General features: G+C 39.3%; 14 protein-coding genes. 8 read left to right on the top strand and 6 right to left on the bottom strand.

Annotation, left to right across the window (positions count from 1 at the left end; genetic code table 11):
- Nucleotides 1-120 precede the first annotated feature (120 nt).
- Nucleotides 121-2097, bottom strand: a complete 1977-nt coding sequence (locus ACKWBX_RS10610) for an alpha-ketoacid dehydrogenase subunit alpha/beta (protein WP_413968654.1) — start codon at nucleotides 2095-2097, stop codon at nucleotides 121-123.
- Between the two features lie 117 nt (nucleotides 2098-2214).
- Here ACKWBX_RS10610 and ACKWBX_RS10605 point away from each other — a divergent pair, with 117 nt between their 5' ends.
- From ACKWBX_RS10605 to ACKWBX_RS10585, 5 genes are all read left to right on the top strand, one after another.
- Nucleotides 2215-3165 carry an isopenicillin N synthase family dioxygenase gene (locus ACKWBX_RS10605; protein WP_413968653.1) on the top strand — a complete coding sequence of 317 codons (951 nt, stop codon included), beginning with the start codon at nucleotides 2215-2217 and terminating at the stop codon, nucleotides 3163-3165.
- 4 nt (nucleotides 3166-3169) lie between these two features.
- Nucleotides 3170-3499 carry a translation initiation factor gene (locus ACKWBX_RS10600; RefSeq protein WP_413968652.1) on the top strand — a complete coding sequence of 110 codons (330 nt, stop codon included), beginning with the start codon at nucleotides 3170-3172 and terminating at the stop codon, nucleotides 3497-3499.
- 114 nt (nucleotides 3500-3613) lie between these two features.
- On the top strand, nucleotides 3614-4546 hold the full coding sequence (locus ACKWBX_RS10595; protein ID WP_413968651.1) for a DUF1835 domain-containing protein: 933 nt from the start codon (nucleotides 3614-3616) through the stop codon (nucleotides 4544-4546).
- 1 nt (nucleotide 4547) lies between these two features.
- On the top strand, nucleotides 4548-5420 hold the full coding sequence (locus ACKWBX_RS10590) for a nucleoside phosphorylase (protein ID WP_413968650.1): 873 nt from the start codon (nucleotides 4548-4550) through the stop codon (nucleotides 5418-5420).
- Nucleotides 5417-6265: a substrate-binding domain-containing protein gene (locus ACKWBX_RS10585; RefSeq protein WP_413968649.1), complete on the top strand. Its 849-nt coding sequence runs from the start codon at nucleotides 5417-5419 to the stop codon at nucleotides 6263-6265. The genes ACKWBX_RS10590 and ACKWBX_RS10585 overlap by 4 nt, the downstream gene beginning before the upstream one ends.
- A gap of 6 nt (nucleotides 6266-6271) precedes the next feature.
- Here the strand turns inward: ACKWBX_RS10585 and ACKWBX_RS10580 are convergent, their stop codons facing one another.
- Together ACKWBX_RS10580 and ACKWBX_RS10575 are read right to left on the bottom strand one after the other, a co-directional pair.
- The gene (locus ACKWBX_RS10580; RefSeq protein WP_413968648.1) at nucleotides 6272-6700 is read right to left on the bottom strand and encodes a response regulator; all 429 of its coding nucleotides are present in this window, start codon (nucleotides 6698-6700) and stop codon (nucleotides 6272-6274) included.
- Nucleotides 6701-6773: 73 nt separating this feature from the next.
- The gene (locus tag ACKWBX_RS10575) at nucleotides 6774-7439 is read right to left on the bottom strand and encodes a uracil-DNA glycosylase (protein WP_413968876.1); all 666 of its coding nucleotides are present in this window, start codon (nucleotides 7437-7439) and stop codon (nucleotides 6774-6776) included.
- 287 nt (nucleotides 7440-7726) lie between these two features.
- Between ACKWBX_RS10575 and ACKWBX_RS10570 the strand changes: the two genes are divergently transcribed.
- Nucleotides 7727-9901 carry an endonuclease MutS2 gene (locus ACKWBX_RS10570; RefSeq protein ID WP_413968647.1) on the top strand — a complete coding sequence of 725 codons (2175 nt, stop codon included), beginning with the start codon at nucleotides 7727-7729 and terminating at the stop codon, nucleotides 9899-9901.
- A gap of 154 nt (nucleotides 9902-10055) precedes the next feature.
- Nucleotides 10056-13334, top strand: a complete 3279-nt coding sequence (locus ACKWBX_RS10565; RefSeq protein ID WP_413968646.1) for a two-component regulator propeller domain-containing protein — start codon at nucleotides 10056-10058, stop codon at nucleotides 13332-13334.
- Between the two features lie 82 nt (nucleotides 13335-13416).
- On the opposite strand, the gene ACKWBX_RS10560 is transcribed toward ACKWBX_RS10565, so the two are convergent.
- From ACKWBX_RS10560 to ACKWBX_RS10550, 3 genes are read right to left on the bottom strand one after another with little or no spacing between them, the layout of a single operon-like run.
- Nucleotides 13417-15297: a hypothetical protein gene (locus ACKWBX_RS10560; protein WP_413968645.1), complete on the bottom strand. Its 1881-nt coding sequence runs from the start codon at nucleotides 15295-15297 to the stop codon at nucleotides 13417-13419.
- Between the two features lie 12 nt (nucleotides 15298-15309).
- Nucleotides 15310-15954, bottom strand: coding sequence for an outer membrane beta-barrel protein (locus tag ACKWBX_RS10555; RefSeq protein WP_413968644.1), 645 nt, complete (start codon nucleotides 15952-15954; stop codon nucleotides 15310-15312).
- Nucleotide 15955: 1 nt separating this feature from the next.
- Nucleotides 15956-16441 (bottom strand): T9SS type A sorting domain-containing protein, encoded by a 486-nt coding sequence (locus ACKWBX_RS10550; RefSeq protein WP_413968643.1) that lies wholly within the window; start codon nucleotides 16439-16441, stop codon nucleotides 15956-15958.
- 451 nt (nucleotides 16442-16892) lie between these two features.
- Here ACKWBX_RS10550 and ACKWBX_RS10545 point away from each other — a divergent pair, with 451 nt between their 5' ends.
- Complete coding sequence (locus tag ACKWBX_RS10545; protein ID WP_413968642.1) at nucleotides 16893-18794, top strand: tetratricopeptide repeat protein; 1902 nt, start codon at nucleotides 16893-16895, stop codon at nucleotides 18792-18794.
- Nucleotides 18795-18813: the final 19 nt, after the last annotated feature.

The raw sequence follows: 18813 nt of genomic DNA, 5'->3' as shown, positions 1-18813 counted from the left end.
TATTTACGTACCGTAACGTTTTTTAGACGGCACGGACCACATAAATATTAATTGCAAAGTTTGATGAAAATTGAACAAGGAATTAGCTCTATTCGCAGTATTCTTGACGCACATGCCGTGTTAATAGGCTATCAACTCCCTAAGTGCTGTCTCAAAACGTTCTTTGGGCAGGTAATTCTCTTCCAACTTTGCATTAAAGGGAATTGGGGTTTCCAAACTGGCCACCCGCTTTATAGGTCCATCTAGATGTTCAAAGCAATTCTCCATAACCATAGCCGCTATATCGCTAGCAATACCACCAAATAAACTATCCTCTTGCAGGATAATCAATTTTCCCGTTTTCCTAACGGATGCATATACACTTTCTATGTCCAAAGGCTGTAAGGTCCTTAAATCCAAAAGGTCTGCATCAATATTTTCATGTTTTTTTAAGGTGTCCAACGCCCAATGTACCCCCGCGCCATACGAAACAATGGTGATAGCATCGCCCTCCCTTAAAAGACTGGCTTTTCCAAAGGGCAGAGAATAATAGTTTGTAGGCACATCCTGATAAACGCTGCGGTACAAGGCTTTATGTTCAAAGAAAAGTACGGGATTTGGGTCTTCTATGGCTGTTGCCAGTAACCCTTTGGCATCAAACGGGAAGGCTGGATAAACCACTTTCAAGCCCGGTGTTTTGGTAAACCATGCTTCATTCGTTTGGGAATGGAAAGGTCCGGCAGCGACCCCGCCGCCACAAGGCATCCGAATAACAACATCCGCGTGTTGCGCCCAACGATAATAAGATTTTGCCAAATAATTTACAATAGGGTTAAATCCGGTACTGGCAAAATCGGCAAATTGCATTTCAACGACCGCTTTCATACCATTGATGGAAAGTCCCATGGCCGCCGAAACAATGGCCGATTCACAAATGGGTGTATTTCGCACACGTTCATTGCCAAAATCGTTCACAAAGCCATCCGTAATTTTAAAGACACCACCATATTCCGCAACATCTTGTCCCATAATAATCAAATTGTCGTGCTTTTCCATAGCACCCCGTAAACCATCCGATATGGCATCTACCAAACGAATATTTTTTTTATGAATACTAGGTTCAATATGTTGATTTTCAATGCTTTTATATACTTCTTCTAATTCCTTACTTAAATTAATATTGATTGGGGGCTCGTCAAAAGCCTTTTGAAGATGCGCATCAATTTCTTTGGTGATTTCCTTACGCAACGCTTTATCGTCACTATCGGAAAGCAATCCGAATTCTTTTAGATAGACAACAAAATTGTCCAAAGGGTCTTTCTCGGCCCAAGCCTGCATCAATTCCTCGGGAACGTATTTGGTTCCGCTCGCTTCTTCGTGACCGCGCATCCTAAAGGTTTTAAACTCTAACAAAACCGGACGTGGATTTTTCCGCATCGCTTCACAAAGCTCATTCACCTTGGTATATACCTCTAAAATATTGTTGCCATCAATGATATGGGATTCCATTCCATAACCTACGCCCTTATCCGCCAAATGCTCACAGTTATATTGCTCATTGGTCGGTGTAGAAAGGCCATAACCGTTATTTTCAATACAAAACAACACGGGAAGTTTCCATACCGAAGCAATGTTCAAAGCCTCATGAAAATCTCCCTCACTGGTACCGCCTTCTCCCGTAAACACAGCGGTTACCATAGCTTCTTTCCTTAGGGTATGTGCCAAGGCGATACCATCTGCTACGCCTAACTGCGGTCCCAAATGGGAAATCATCCCTACAATCTTGAATTCCTGTGTACCAAAATGAAAACTACGGTCCCGCCCCTGGGTAAAACCGTTCGCCTTGCCCTGCCACTGGGAAAATAAACGAGATAACGGAATGCCTCTTGTTGTAAAAACGCCCAAGTTACGGTGCATTGGGAGAATGTATTCCTCATTTTGGAGAGCACTGGTTACTCCCACCGCTATCGCCTCTTGACCAATACCGCTAAACCATTTGGAAATTTTCCCTTGCCGTAAGAGTATCAACATTTTCTCCTCTACCATGCGTGGTTTCAGCATCGCTTTGTAAAGCGATAATTTTACCTCGTCATAAACAACAAAATTCCGATAATCCATTTGGCATTCAGTTTTTAGCAGGTATAAATGTAGCAAAAAGGCACTTAATCATTGTAAAATTTAATGTTTTACATCCATCCCAATTATTCGTAATTTTACGCTATAGAAATAATGAAAATGAGCGCAGTACCTAGTGTAGATTTGACCGATTTTACCTCCGAAGACCCAAAAAGAAAACAAAAGTTCATTACCGAAATTGGGAGCGCTTTTGAAGAAATAGGCTTTGTGGCCTTAAGCGGTCATTTTCTTTCCGATGACCTCGTGGACAATCTTTACAAGGAAATCAAAAAGTTCTTTGACCTCCCGCAGGAAACAAAGGAAAGCTATGAAATAGCCGGAATTGGCGGCCAAAGAGGGTACACTTCTTTCGGAAAGGAACATGCAAAAGGTAGAAAAGAAGGCGATTTAAAAGAGTTTTGGCATTTTGGGCAGTATGTGGAAGACAACCCAAAATTGGCGAAAGAATATCCGGACAACGTGATGGTAGCGGAATTACCGGAATTCAACCGAATTGGCAAAGAAACCTTTAAAATGCTCGAGAAAACGGCCAAATATGTGCTACGTGCCCTGGCCTTGCACCTTGATCTGGAAGAAATGTATTTTGACGAGTATATTAAAAACGGAAATTCCATCCTTCGCCCTATCCATTACCCTCCCATTACCTCCAAACCTAAAAATGCGGTGCGTGCCGCTGCGCACGGCGACATCAATTTAATTACGTTGTTGATGGGAGCACACGGTAAGGGCCTACAAGTACAAAACCACAATGGAGAATGGGTAGACGCTATTGCCCGACCAGATCAGTTGATGATCAATGTGGGCGATATGCTATCGCGACTTTCAAACAATAAATTAAAATCGACCATACACCAGGTTGTAAACCCTCCTAAGGAACTTTGGGGCACTTCTAGGTATTCAGTACCCTTTTTTATGCATCCCGTCAGTGAGATGCCCTTAAATTGCCTAGAAAACTGTGTTGATGAAGAACATCCCAAACTGTACGAAGATATCACCGCAGGGGAATTCCTCCACGAGCGCTTGATCGAGCTAGGATTGATAAAAGGATAACCAAATGGATTTGAAAGACCAACTGAAAAACCTGTTCCCGGACCATGAACCTGAGGAAATACAAAAAGAAGAATCCTCAAAAAGCGATATTTGGCTCCAAGAAGACCCCATTATCTGCAAGTATGAAAAGCGAAAGGGCAAACCTATTACTATTTTGGAAGGTTATACCGGTGCCGATGCGGATTTTAAACTATTGGCAAAAGAGCTAAAGACCAAATTAAGCGTTGGCGGCAGCTTTAAGAACGATAAAATCATTATTCAAGGGGATTACAGAGATAAAATCATGGGCATCCTTAAAGAAAAGGGCTTTAACGTAAAGCGCGTAGGAGGTTGATGAAGCGAAATAAGTGCATTCAAAACTAAGGGTTGCGTCTTTTTCTGTTAAATTATTGGGTTTTTTTCTACTAAATCTTACTTTAGCCCTAAGAACCAATAACTCAAATTGAAAATGAGTTCCCTACTTCACATTACCAATGGAGACAGTTTTACCGAACGCCTCCAACAACTCAACCTAAAAGGAGACGTTATTACATGGCGCGAAATGTTATGTGAAGGCAAAACCCTGACCAATGTAGGTAGCGAATCTTTCTGGAAAACTAGATTTGAGTTTCTTCATAAAAACTACAAAGTTTCCAAATCCTGGTTCATTGAGAAAACATTGAAGGAGTATCGCTCCCTTTGTAACCATAAGCAACAGGATGAAATCGTACTTTGGTTTGAATATGACCTGTTTTGCCAAGTAAATATGCTTGCCGTCATCAGTTGGTTGTTGGCCAATAGGAAATATGCACAGATTTCTTTGGTATGCAGTGGAGATGAGGATGATTCCGATAAAATGTATGGCCTTAACGAACTTTCGGACGAACAGCTTTTAGGATTGTACAAGAAAAAAACGTTGCTGAACCAAGATGATATTGAATATGCGGATTACGTATGGCAACTATATTGTAGTGACAACCCCATGCGTTTGGAAAATCTCACCGATTTCAAGAATTACAACTTTGACTATTTAGGCGATGCCATTCAAAGCCACTTAAAACGTTTTCCTAGCATTGCCAATGGGCTTAACGCCATGGAGAATAATATTTTGAAGCAGGCCATGGAACATAAACATGCTAACAAAAAAGGATTATTGGGAACTCTACTCCAAAATCAGGGTAATTTAGGTTTTGGCGATTCCCAATACGAAAGGGCTATAAACCGCTTGAAACCATTGTTCACGGGATTCAATCCGGTACGGCTTTCCAAAAAGGGCAAAGAAATATTGGAAGGCAAAACAAACTACTATTCCACCATTCAAGATAACGATGTGTATTTGGGCGGTGCCCTCAAATACAATTTCCTCTACAATACAAACGTGGACAGAATACTAAAACTCTAGTATGCCTTTAGGCCATTCTGAGCTTATATTGAATGCTGATGGCAGTATTTACCACCTTAATCTACTTCCAGAGGACATTGCACATACCATTATTACCGTAGGGGATCCCGAACGGGTCACAGAAGTATCCAACTGTTTTGATACCGTAGAAATCAAAAAAGGAAAACGCGAGTTTTTGACCCATACCGGTCATTTAAACGGTAAGCGGCTCACAGTAATTTCAACAGGAATAGGAACGGACAACATCGATATTGTCTTGAACGAGCTAGATGCCCTGGCAAACATCGATTTTCAAACGAGACTAACCAAGGAAAATCGTATACGATTTAAAATTGTCAGAATAGGAACCTCAGGTGCCATTCAACCCGATATTCCTATCGATTCATTCCTAATGAGCGAATTTGTTATTGGTTTTGACGGCCTTTTATACTTTTATAAAAATGGACAAACTCACTTTCGCTATCTGGAAAATGCTTTTATCCAACAAACGGACTGGAATAACCATAAAGCAAGGCCCTATATTCTTAAATGCAGTTCGGAATTGGGTGTCATGTTTAATGAAAATCGTATACGATTAGGCTTTACGGCCACAAATACAGGCTTTTATGGGCCACAAGGAAGATCGTTGCGTATTGAACCGAGCCCTAACGATTTCATGCAACGTTTAATGGCTTTTGAGTATGAAAATCTCAAAATTACCAACTTGGAAATGGAAACATCGGGTATTTATGCAATGGCACATTTACTAGGACATGATGCCATTTCCTTAAATTGCATTTTGGCCAATAGGGCTACGGGGAAATTTTCCAATAACCCTTCAGAAGCTATACATAAACTCATTGAATACACCCTCAATAAATTGACTTCCCATTGAAAACAGTAAGAATTATCGGTGTCCCAGAACATTTTAACCTTCCATGGCATTTGGCCATAGAAGAAGGTGCTTTTTTAGAACGAGGAATAGACCTACAGTGGACCGATATTCCGGAAGGAACCGGAAGAATGAGTCGGTTATTGTCCGATGAGGAAACAGATCTTGCCATTATCCTCACGGAAGGTATCGTAAAGAGTATTTCAGAAGGAAATAATTCCAAAATCGTTCAAGAGTATATAGGCTCTCCCCTACTTTGGGGCATACATGTGGCCGCTAATAGCGATTTTAAGACCATAGACGACTTAAAAACAGCAAAAGCTGCCATTAGTCGCTTTGGAAGCGGAAGTCACCTTATGGCCTACGTAAATGCAGAAAAGGAAGGTTGGGACTTAAGGGAATTGGATTTTGAGATTATCAATAGCCTTAAGGGTGCCGTAGAAGGGTTGACCGACCAACAGGCTGATTATTTCATTTGGGAACAGTTTACCACCAAACCTTTGGTAGATAATGGTACGTTTAGACGTTTGGGCAACTGCCCCACACCTTGGCCCTGTTTTATGATCGTGGCCACAAACCTTTTTTTGAAACGAAACGCCACAGTTCTTCAACATATTTTAGAAGTCATCAATACTTACACACAGGAATTTAAGAACATACCCAGTATTGATCGCACATTGGCCAACCGATATGAACAAAAGCTGCCGGACATTCAGGAATGGCTTTCGTTGACACAATGGAGCCAACGGCAACTGCCTCTTGAAACCTTGGAAAAGGTGCAAAAAATATTGCTGGCACTAGAACTTTTGGAAAAAAAGTTAGCCCCGGAAAGAATCCTTCTTACTTAACCATCCTTATGCTAAGGACAACGAGAAATTCTTTTGAATAAGCTTCTTGAACGTGTCGTCAGAAAGTGGTTTACGAGCATAATCCATGATGTAAGGGTTAGCTATGGCCATATCCTTATCTTCTTGATTGTCACTGATCGTAACCAAAACTATCTTAATTTGTTCTTTAAGATTTTCAGGGACCTGTTCGGCATACATTTCCATGAATTTCCAACCATCAACTACGGGCATTCTTAAATCCAGCATGACCATACAGGGCAATTGCAGTTGTTCAATCCCTTTGTCCAAGATAAAATCCAATGCCTCTTGACCGTTCAGGGCTGAATTGACTTCAATATCCAAATCTAATTTGTTAATGAAAATTGAGTGAAGAAAGTTGCTTGCTTCGTCGTCGTCCACTAGTAGAATGGACTTTAAATCGTCAAATTTGTTCATAATTTTGTTAGTTTGAGTTAGCTATGTGAGAAAAAACCTCACATAAAGGTATTAAAAAACTTTATTTAAGAACTCACCAAGCAATAGTTTTATTGTCCCAATCCTTCAAAATTTTATTACATTCGGAAAAATGACCGTTACCAAACCAGTATCCCCTGTTCGCACTTAAGGGTGATGGATGTCCGGAAGTTAAAATACGGTGTTTGTTTCCATCAATAAGTTTAGCCTTCTTTTTGGCGAAGCCGCCCCATAACAAGAAAACCAGTGACTCCCTTTCCATTGATAGTTTTCGTATAGCTGCATCCGTAAAAGTTTCCCAACCCTTGCCCTGATGGCTTCCCGCTTGGTGTGCCCTAACGGTCAAGGTGGCATTGAGGAGCAATACTCCTTGTTTGGCCCAGCGTTCCAGATTGCCGCTTTGCGGATAGGGTTGCCCCAAATCTGTCTGAATTTCCTTAAAAATATTGATGAGCGATGGCGGATGGGGAATCCCGTCCTTTACCGAAAAACAGAGTCCGTTTGCCTGTCCCGGGCCATGATATGGGTCTTGACCGATAATCACCACTTTGGTTTGATCAAAAGGACAGTGGTCAAAAGCGGCGAAAATATCGGAGCCCTTGGGGTAGCACGTATATTGGGTGTATTCCGCTTTTACGAAATTGATCAGGCTTTGAAAATAAGGTTGTTCAAATTCAGTTTGAAGCTGTTGTTTCCAACTAGGATGGATGTTTACGGGCATATGATAAGCGTTTCTCAGGTTTTTAACGGCCGCTGTGTGATGGCCGCAGTGATTTAGATGTTCTAGCTGATAAAACTGTTTCTCCACTACACTCGAAATAACAGTTTTATTGTTTCTTTCAAAATTAATCAAAACCCTTTAATTGTTTACAATGCTTACTTTACCTCTTGAAAACAATTTTTGGAATAAGCTAACTTCGTTATCGTTCGCAATATAGATATTGAAACCTTCCCAAATTCCCCATCTCAAGTGCAATCCGTAACTTTGCCAAAGCTTAAAAAAGAAAATTGGCAAACATACACTCCAAAACACTTCAAGACCTAGAATTTCCTGCCGTTTTACAACAAGTGGCCGTCCGCTGCAATACGGAAATGGGCAAGGAATTGGCGAAGACCATCGTTCCTGCCATTGTTGAAACAGCAATAAGGGAAAGCTTGGGAAAAACGGCAGAGTACCTGTCTTCCTTTGAAAGTGACAATCGCATTCCCAATCATGGTTTTGATAGTATTTCGGGCGAGTTGAAGTTGCTCAAGATTGAGAATACCACTCTGGAATTATTGGGATTTAGGCGTATTCACAGTATTTGCGATACCGTAGCGACTCATCAAAAGTTTTTTAAAAAATTTAAGGAATACTTTCCGTTACTCTATACTACTTCCTCTGGCTTGGAGTCCAATTCGGAGATTCCCGTACTTATCAACAACGTAATCGACCGTTTTGGCGAGGTCAAGGACAATGCTTCTGAGGAACTGCTGCGCATTAGAAGGTCCATGAACCATGTACGCGGTAAAATAAGCCAGAGTTTTGGTGCGGCACTTTCTACGTATCAATCTTCTGACTATTTGGATGAAATAAGGGAATCCGTGGTAGAAAACCGAAGGGTCCTGGCGGTAAAGGCCATGTATCGCCGCAAGGTTAAAGGCAGTGTTATGGGTACTTCCAAAACTGGAAGTATCGTGTATATAGAACCGGAAGCTTCCCTAAAGCATAGCCGGGAACTAAACAACCTCGAATTTGAGGAAAAAGAGGAAGTACAGCGCATCCTCAATCAGTTGACGAACCAATTACGGCCTTTTGGGGAGCTCTTAAGGGCATATCAGGAATATTTAGCTCAGATTGATGTTACGGCCGCAAAAGCAAAATACGCAGCCGATATCAATGCTATATTGCCAAATTTGAACGCTAACAACAGACTTTATCTTCGTGATGCCTATCATCCGCTCCTCTATCTTAACAACAAACGTAAAAATGAAAAGACCTATCCACAAACCATAGAACTACACCCTGAAAATAGGATTATCGTGATTTCGGGTCCTAACGCAGGAGGTAAAAGTATCACTTTAAAAACCATTGGATTACTACAGGTAATGCTGCAAAGTGGTTTGTTGATTCCGGTCCATGAGCGTAGCGAAGTTTGCTTTTTTGATAAAATCCTAACGGATATTGGAGATAACCAATCTATTGAAAATCATTTAAGTACGTACAGTTATCGGCTTAAAAACATGAATCAATTTTTAAAACGATGCAATGATAAGACCCTGTTCTTGATCGATGAGTTCGGAACAGGCTCCGATCCAGAACTGGGAGGTGCATTGGCAGAAACGTTTTTGGAGGTTTTCTATGAACGCGGCTCTTACGGTGTCATTACTACGCATTATGCCAATCTCAAGGCTCTTGCCAATGAGCTGCCCCATGCTACCAATGCCAATATGCTTTTTGATGGAAAAACGTTGGAACCCACGTTTCAATTGGTTTTGGGACAGGCAGGAAGTTCTTTTACATTTGAAGTGGCACAAAAAAACGGTATCCCCTACTCGCTTATCAATAAGGCCAAGAAAAAAATAGACCGCGGTAAGGTCCGTTTTGATGCCACTATCGCCAAGCTGCAAAAAGAGCGAAGCAAAATGTCAAAAACTGGCTCCCGATTACAGGAGGAGGAAGCCAAAGCACGTGAGGAAGCGGCCCGCTTGGAAAAATTGAACGCAAAGGTAAAATCCAAGCTTGAAAACTATCAAGAGCTGTACGATCATGACCAACGTATGATTCAGTTGGGGAACAAGGTAAATACTGCTGCTGACCGTTATTTTCAAGATAAGCGAAAACGTGTATTGGTCTCTGAACTTTTACGTATTGTTGAGACGGAAAATAGCAAACGAAAGAAAAAAACTTCCAAACAGGCAAAAGCGGAACGGGCAAAAAAAGCACAGGTAGCCCAAGAAGCCCAAAAGGAAGTTAAGGTCATCCGTGAAAAAAAGAAAGTAGCGCAAAAAAAGGCCGTAATCAAAGAAAAAAACAAACCCGCACCAGTTTTCAAGATTGGTGATTTAGTGCGCATGCATGATGGAAAAGCCGTTGGCACCATTGATGCTTTGGAAAAAGGGAAGGCTATCGTCAATTATGGCACGTTCACTACCAACGTAAGCACGGACCAATTAGCGCTAGTCCAAGCAAAGAAAAAATAGAAGTTATCACAAGTGATTTTTTTTGATTCTCCTTTCCATTTTGTTCGATTATAAAATCTTTTGAATTCCAATAAAATAAAAACCGGTGTTTTTACAACATTTTTGAATATTTTGAGTTAGTGTTATAAGTATTTTCTTACATTAATAGAAATCCATGAAACTAACACATTATCTGCACCTGTTCTGCTTTGGTGTTATTGCCCTTATAAATCCTTATATCAGTTTCGCTCAATTGAATACTGAATTGTCCATTCAACAGATTGAGGATAACATATTTCAAAGCTCTGTTAGAGAAATTTATGAAGATAGCTATGGGTTTTTATGGATTGGTACCACCAATGGTCTTTATAAATATGATGGTACTAATTTTCAATTATTTGGAAAAACCGATAATGGAAAAACAGGACTTACCAATACCAATATTTATGATATCGTTGAAACCGAAAATCAAAATTTGCTTATCGCTACTGATTATGGTTTAAGCACTTATGATCGTACATTGGATATCGTAAAGCCCTATTATTTTGAAGGGAATGCGGAAATACTGAATACACTGCATTTAAAAAGCATCTATAAGCAGGATAATTTTTTATGGGTAGGTACTTTTAAAAACGGACTGTACAAATATAATATGGACAGTGGGAGTTTGGAACAGCTTTTATTCAATAAAGATGCAACCAATAAGTATTTGGAAAATTCAGTCTTTAAGTTAAAGCCCATTGATCAAGAGCACATGCTTTTAATTACAAAAAACTCCGTTGTGATTATCGATTCGGATTTGAATATTATTTCGGCAGTGTCCGAGGACGCTCAGTTACGTAGCATTACCAAAGTAGAAAAAAAAGCTTATCTAATGGGGAATCAGGTCGGGGAGATCATTCAGATAAAGATTGAAGACGACTATACCATAAATCGAAAACATATCCCAATAAGTCCTGGTTATGCCATTCCGAGCATTCTTCAAGATAACGAGAAGAACATCTGGATCGGTACTGAAAATAATGGTTTGTTCGTATACTCCAGTGAATTCAACAGGTTACAGCATATCATCAACAACCCCAAAAGCCCCAAAGTACTTCCCAACAATTCTATCTGGTCTTTATACGAAACAAAAAACAACACGGTATGGATTGGGACTTTCAAAAATGGTATGGCATTCTATGATTCCAAGTATCATAAATTTCAGCATATTAAGAATCAGCCTTATAATGAAAACTCTTTAAGCAATAACATCGTTACTTCCTTTCTTGAAAATGAGAACGAAACTATTTGGATCGCTACCGATGGAGGCGGCATCAATCTTTGGGACAGAACGCGAAATACATTTCAAAGATACTCTTTGGATGATGGCAATTTTAACAGTAACGTAGCCCTATGTTTATTGAAAAATGGGGACGAACTATGGGTGGGTACCTGGGGCAAAGGACTTACCATTTTCAATACAAAGACCAAGGAATACAAGGTTTTGACCATGGAAAACTCCTTCCTCCATACCAATGATATTATGGGGCTCCTCAAAGACGAAAGCGGTAGAATTTGGATAGCAAGTTGGTTTGGTGGAATACATATTTACGACCCGAATACCGATACATATGAAAACCTGGATATCAAAACCGAAGTAGATGCTTCGTTGGCGACTACCATTTATCAATTGAAGCAGGATACTGAGGGAAACGTTTGGGCCGGATCTCAGGCAGAAGGTCTTTTTAAGATAACGGAAAAAAATGATGGATGGGAATGGCAGCAATACCATAGCTCAAGTAAGACCCGTAATATAAGTAATGATTTCATCAATGATATATATGAAGATAAAGAAGGTACCATTTGGGTAGCTACCCAAGAAGGTTTGAACAAGTATGATGCTACAAAGGACAGTTTTTCCACTTTTGGAAAAGCGGAAGGGTTGCTGAACGAGTCTATCAAAGCTTTGGAAAAAGATGAAAAAGGATGGCTTTGGCTTAGTACGGATAACGGATTATCAAGATATAATCCGGTCACTCATGAAAATAGGCAATATGACACACATCATGGATTACAAGGAAAAGTGTTCAATAGCGGGTCTTCCTATGAGACCGTTTCGGGTGATTTTATTTTTGGCGGCAGTAAGGGTTTCAATATTTTCGACCCAAGTACGATCCAAAATTCGGAACATACCCCAATGGTCTATTTTTCCGACTTAAAAATCTTCAACGAAACAGTAAAACCAAAGGACAAGTTCAACGTCATAGATAGGCATATCAGCCAATTGGATTCTTTGGCATTTCATTACAAGCATTCCGTTGTCAGTCTAAATTTCAATGCCATTACGTTTAGACATCCGGAGCATGTAAAGTATGCCTATTACTTAGAAGGTTTTGAGGAAACGTGGAACTATGTTAACAATCAAAACTATGCTACCTATACCAATCTGGATCCTGATGAGTATATTTTTCATGTAAAAGCTTCAAATTCGGACGGGGTTTGGTCGGATAATAGCAAGAAACTTCATATCACGATTATCCCACCTTTTTGGATGACATGGTGGTTTAGAATCACTGTACTTGCTGCTATTGTCGGTATTGTTTATCTATTGTACTACTTACGAATGCGCAGTCTTAAAAGATATCAGGTCAAGCTGGAGCGAAAAATAGCCGAGCGCACCCAAGAACTTAGACGACAGAAAGAAAGATTACAGGATGTGGCGAATGAACTATCGGTCAAAAATGAGGAAATACAGCGATTTGCCTTTTCCGTATCCCATGACCTTAAAAGCCCTTTGGCCAGTATACAGGGGTTTATGAGCCTGTTCCCCATACAATTTCCCGTGGAGGATTTTCCGGATATGAAGGAATATGTTGATTTGATCAATATTTCCTGTGAAACTATGGAGGGACTCATAGCGGATATCACAAAAATTGCGCAATTAGGGAAAATTGAAAATCAAAACGAAGTTTTGGACACCGACAATATAATGAAATTGGCCAGAACCTTGGTCAGTGGCAAATTAAATACAAAGAACGTAACACTTACCATTCCCAGCAATCTCCCGAAGATTTACGGGGACAAAAACAGGATTATCCAAGTGTTCAGTAACCTTATAGACAATGCCATTAAGTATATGGGGGAACAGAAAAAACCAAAGGTATCCTTGTCCGTTACAAACTCAGGTGGTTACAATCATTTTTCCATAACCGATAATGGTTCTGGAATGGACGAGCGTGCACTTAAAAAATTATTCTCCCCTTTTGTTCGTTTTCATTCAACAGTGAAAGGCACCGGGCTTGGACTATACATGACCAAGCAAATGGTAACGGCCCACGGAGGGGATATTACGGCAACTTCCAAAGGAAAAGGCAAAGGGGCAACGTTTACCGTAACACTACCGGAATACGACCCTAAAAAACCTCAAGCCGTAGTTGAAGAAGTAAAAGAAGAACTTGTATTAGCCGATTGATTTAAAAACCTTTACCGTTGAGAATCAGATACGCTTAACGTAAGTTTTTTTAGAAAAAATAAGCACTATAGCAGCAACTATTTTAGTTGATACTTCTCATAATATTGTCAATACCCTTCATAAGAATGGCATATTCATCGTTAAACTTCTGAATATTTTCTGGCGATGGGTTTTTTATCATTTCCTTTAGATAGGGTAACTCCGAAAAACTAAATCCAACTGATTTCTCATCGTTCTCACCCATAATATAATTCAATTTCTGAAGGGCCTCGGAAGGAGTCAATGCTTTATCCAGACCATACTTTTCCATAACCAACTGGCGCATCGGTTTTGATTTTGAAGTATTCCTATACTTTGAAGTAAATGATGTGGTACCCGTTTCAAAAAATATGGGCTTATAATTTGGGTTCATTTCGGTTATGGCACTTTGCATACTGTTTATAAGTATCTGCATTTTTTCGATTTCTTTGACCAAATCATTTGAATTTATTCCCACGGCTACATTGATATAGCTAAATAAGTCATTACCATGATACTCGTCCCATGCTACACCTATAATACGCCTATAGTCATTTACCCTCATATTCTCAGGTCTTACCGCTATTCCCATACCATCCATATTTCCTGAGGGCAAGATATAATCCCCTTTGTTCACTTGCCCTATTACCTTAACGGGAACTTGTCCAATAAAAGCTACTTGTTTGAACATATCCTTTTTGCTTTCCTGTGGCATGGCACCGGAAACTATGGGGTCTTTTGAAATTACCATAAACTTTTCTGCATCAATGAACGATTTTGAGATTTGTCCTGCTTTTACACCGACTACATCGCCATAGGCAAACTTTTCATTTATGTTGTATTTCTTTAACCATTCCGCATAATCGGCACCGCCAGACTCGAACGCAACCCCCTTGTTCGCTTCGTTGTACCAGATAAAGGCTCCTAGCTGTAATCCCTGAACTACAATATCCACACCTGCCCAGACGGCATCATCGCAGTCACCCGCAACACTTGCAGTTGCAATACAGGGTGCCAGGTTTACACCAAATTGAAAAGAGGTATATAATAAATCCGTGTACTCAAGGAAATAGTTAAGCCCATAATCATTGTTCAGATATTGTTGAAAAGCACTAGGCAATGGTGGCGCTTCCAAAACATCCTCATCATTCTGATTTTCTACATCATCGTCACCAAATGCGCTATCCTTTATAAATTGCAACAAAAAGTTGCCACTAATGTCCGTAAATGCCCTGAAACCTTCTACCCTTCCAATGGCATTACCATTACCATCCCAAAACGACATGTAATTGATATTCCTTCCCGGGTTAATTTGGTTCAACCGTATCGCCATTCCATGAAAACCACTTTCCAATTGTAATGGATATGATTCATAATTGGTCTGGTCTGTTTGTTGTGGAGTTGTACGTATAGTGACTTTATTAAGAAACTCGGAGGTATCACGTACTGTAAGTCGGTCTAAAATATCTGTCGGACCACCCAACACGGTATTTCCCATAACATTTGCATCTCCATCAGCAATGATATTCCTATGACGTACGTAGGGAATATAAGTCAATTCTTGAAAACTGAACTCCGTAAAGTTTGTTCCTGCCTCTAAATCTATTTCCACACGTAAGTTTTTGGGGCCGTCCCAATTTATTTGGTCAAAAGCTCCTTGACTATTGGAAGTTACCTCTCCTCTACCAATCACAAGGTTTATGGTACCGTAAGCATCCGTCTCCGTACTATGAATTTCTTGATATTCCGTATTTTCCGCTACGTTCAAAATCGAAAAACGAACGGATAACGGTTGGTTGGCCAGGCTATTCGCAGGTACATCAACTCCAGGGATTTCATCTGGATTGTTATCGACCAATACGGCTTGATAGGTAATTCCTTCGGTCTGTGCTTCAGCCAAAAAAATGTTGAACACTAAAAGGATTAATATTAGTATACGTTTCATAGTTAATTGGTTTTAAAGTGAGCAATTGCATCCTGGCAATTTGATGGTAATTCCTATACCTATATTATGGGTAACAATATTGAGCTTTTCGTCGTCATCAGGATTACCATTGACAAGAGGGAAGCTTATTCCATATTGATATTGTGCGTATAAAACAGCAGTATTGGATAATGGGTATTGTACCCCGATACCCAAACGTGGAACCACTAGGAAATTATCAAATTCATCCTCTCCATTAAGACCAAATACCTGATTGTTCACAGTTTGCGTTCCGCGCAAGAGATATTCTGCCGAAGTAGTGACCTTTATGAAGAATACAAACTCTTTAGAGCGGGCAAATTTATAGTCCAGCCCAAAATTGAGCCCTGCATAGGTTACATCCCACTCAAAAAAACTATCCGTTCTTGTATCTCCTCCTATAGCACTGTAATTAGACCAAAGTCCTCCAATAATGATACTTGCCTTATCCGCCTTTAAGGGAATTTTGTATCCTAGTCCCAAAAAGGTATTTGTTCCACTTTGTAAATTATTTAAAGTACCCCCTACAGAATTTTCATAGTCGAATTGAGAAATAGATTGACCTAATTCTACATAGATGACTTGACCTTGCGCATAAAATGTAAAAAGGAATAATACGTGAAGTAATTTTTTTACCATCCTAAAACTTTATTACTTGTTGCACGTTCTTGCGTTCACCAGATTGTATGGTTAGGAGATACCCACCAGTAGAAATGGTTGCAGTATTTACATTGAAGCTCTTTGAGAGTCCATATTCCTTTGACAGCACTAATCTTCCAAGCATGTCAAACATAAAAACGGACACTTCCTCAACAGGTTCCTCCTCGAAATCTACATTGATGCTATTTACAAAAGGATTTGGATAAAAAATGAGTGATAATTGAAGGTTAACATCTTCTATCGCAGCAGGACCTAGGGGCTGTACAAAACCTTGTCGCAAAGTTTTGTCCGTTACCCCAAAAGTATTTATAACACTTGATTGCCCAACGGACTGAAACAAGACATAACGCTTGGGTCCAATATTGGCCTTGGAGAGTCCCCCAGAAATACTCAATGTTTGCCTTAGTGAAGTCTGGGAATGTACACCCAACGAAATCAATAAGGTAATATATACTGATATCTTCATTTGTAATTCGGTTTGGTTGGGGAACGGCCCAAAAATAGCAGATCAAAAGCCAGCTTAATAGTTTTGTCCATGGACAAAGTATGGACATCCTACAAAGACAAGCCTTAAAAGACGTATGGACAATAGTAAAAAAGAAAGAAAGTTAAAATCTTTAAAACATCAATAAAATCAATGCTTTAGAGAAATCAAACTATATTGAAAGCAGACGGGAATATAAAAAAAGAATGGACAGATAGGAATTTTTCTTAAGAAAGAGTATGGACGAGTGTTTCACTAAAAAAGATAAAATCCCTTAAAATCATTGGTATTATTTACTTAGGAGTTATTTTAAAGATCAAGTTGCAAATCAATAGTATGGACATAGTGTGGACAAAGCTGTAAAGAGCGAATTCTTCCCTTATTTTAGTAAAAATTTTTAATGTTTACCTTTAATCGAACCATTCCCAACCCTATGAAAACCATTATTAAATTGTGTTACGTCATTTTTTTTGTTTCGAGTCTTTGTCATTCCCAAGGTCGAAAAAAAGAATTGGACAGTCTTATTGCAAGAGCAAAATCATTACCGGAGGACACCTTAAAGGCAAAAGTATTATCCAGGATTCATGAACGAATGATGTTCATGGACAATGAAAAGGCGTTCAAATATGCTAAAGAAGCTTTCGCCTTATCCAAAAAAATCAATTATGAAAGGGGTATTGGAAATGGTTATGTCCAATTTGGGAATTATTACTATAATCAATCTCAAAATGACTCCGCAATTTATTTTCATCGATTAGCGCTCAAAAAATTCAAGGAAATTAATTCCGTTAGAGGTCAAACCTTTGCATTACATTCTTTGGCCACTTTGGAAAGAGAAAAGGGTAATTATGATACAGCGATAGCCATAATCGATTCTATCTTTGACATGTACACGGATTATAATAGAAAAAATACAGATTTAGGAACTTTTGATTTGAGAGGCTCCGAGTATGAAGTACTTGGAAGCATCTATATTGAAAAAGGCAATTATAGAATTGCGTTGGAGAATACTTTGAAAGCCTTGCGGTTTTTTGAAGAAGTTGAAGATGAGGTTAGGAAAGCGGATGCATTAAAACAGTTAGCGGATATAGAGTATCAACTGGGGAATTATACCTCTAGCCTTGATTATGCTAAAAAAGCTATAATTATTTATAAAGCAAATGATGATAAGGTATATCACAGTTATGCAGCAAACACCGCTGGCCTTGCCGCAGAAATGCTCAAGGATTCTAACTTAGCGGAACAATATTTCAAGGAATCCGTGGCACTTGCAAGAGAAATGAACGTTCAATCCATGATCTCGCAATCCTTGAACGATTTGGCGCGTCTAGAGCGCATTAAAGGAAACTACACACTGGCAAGAACTTACTTGGAAGAATCTTTACAAATTTCAAGAAAAGAAGATATTAAATTGGACCAAACCGAAGTATTACATGAAATGGCCCATTTGGACATTCAGCAAAATAGACTCGCAAATGCGCTTACTAATATAAATCAGGTAATTGTCATTTCTAAAGAGATAGATGTCTTGCCAACGCTTAGGGATGCTTATAAAACAAGGGCAGAGATACGTAATAAATTAAATCAAAATAACCTCGCCTTCGAAGATTATAAAACATATCATCAAATTAGTGACAGCATATTCAACGAAAGAAAATACCAACAAGTAGAGGAGTTAAAAACCATTTATGAAACGGATAAGAAAGAAACCGAGATTGCTTTGCAAAAAGAAGAAATAAACACTTTGAACCAAAAAGCGAAAATAGATAAGCTCACAAAAGGGTTTTATGTATTAGGCATGTCCGCATTACTTCTCATTATAGGATTACTCTATTTTGGTTTTAGACAACGCCTCAAGAAAAATAGAATTGCGCGTGAAAAACAAGAGACCATTTATCAACAGCAACTAGAACACAAACAAAAGGAACTGGCGAGCCAAACATTGCACTTGGTTCAAAAAAATACATTTATCCAAGAACTCATAAACAATCTTGAGAAGATCAAGGAATCCCCGGAAACGTTTAAAATGGAGTATAGACGTATTGTAATGCTTTTGAAAAAAGAAAATGCATCCGATAAAGATTGGGAGGTCTTCAAAACCTATTTTGCAGAAGTCCATAATGATTTTGACCAAAAGATAAAGACCCTTTACAATGATATTTCCGAGAAGGAAATTCGATTGGCAGCATTTCTCCGTATGAATTTGACCACAAAAGAAATAGCTGCAACTTTGAATGTTTTGCCCGAGAGTATTTTAAAATCGAAATACAGATTGAAGAAGAAACTGGGACTGAACAAAGAAACGGATTTGACCAGTTTCTTAAATACATTATAAAACTTTAAATGTGGCGTAC

This window comes from Maribacter algae (genome assembly GCF_047345745.1).
GTDB lineage: Bacteria > Bacteroidota > Bacteroidia > Flavobacteriales > Flavobacteriaceae > Maribacter.
Note: the sequence above shows the minus strand (reverse complement) of the source record. Positions and strands in the feature narration are given on the sequence as shown.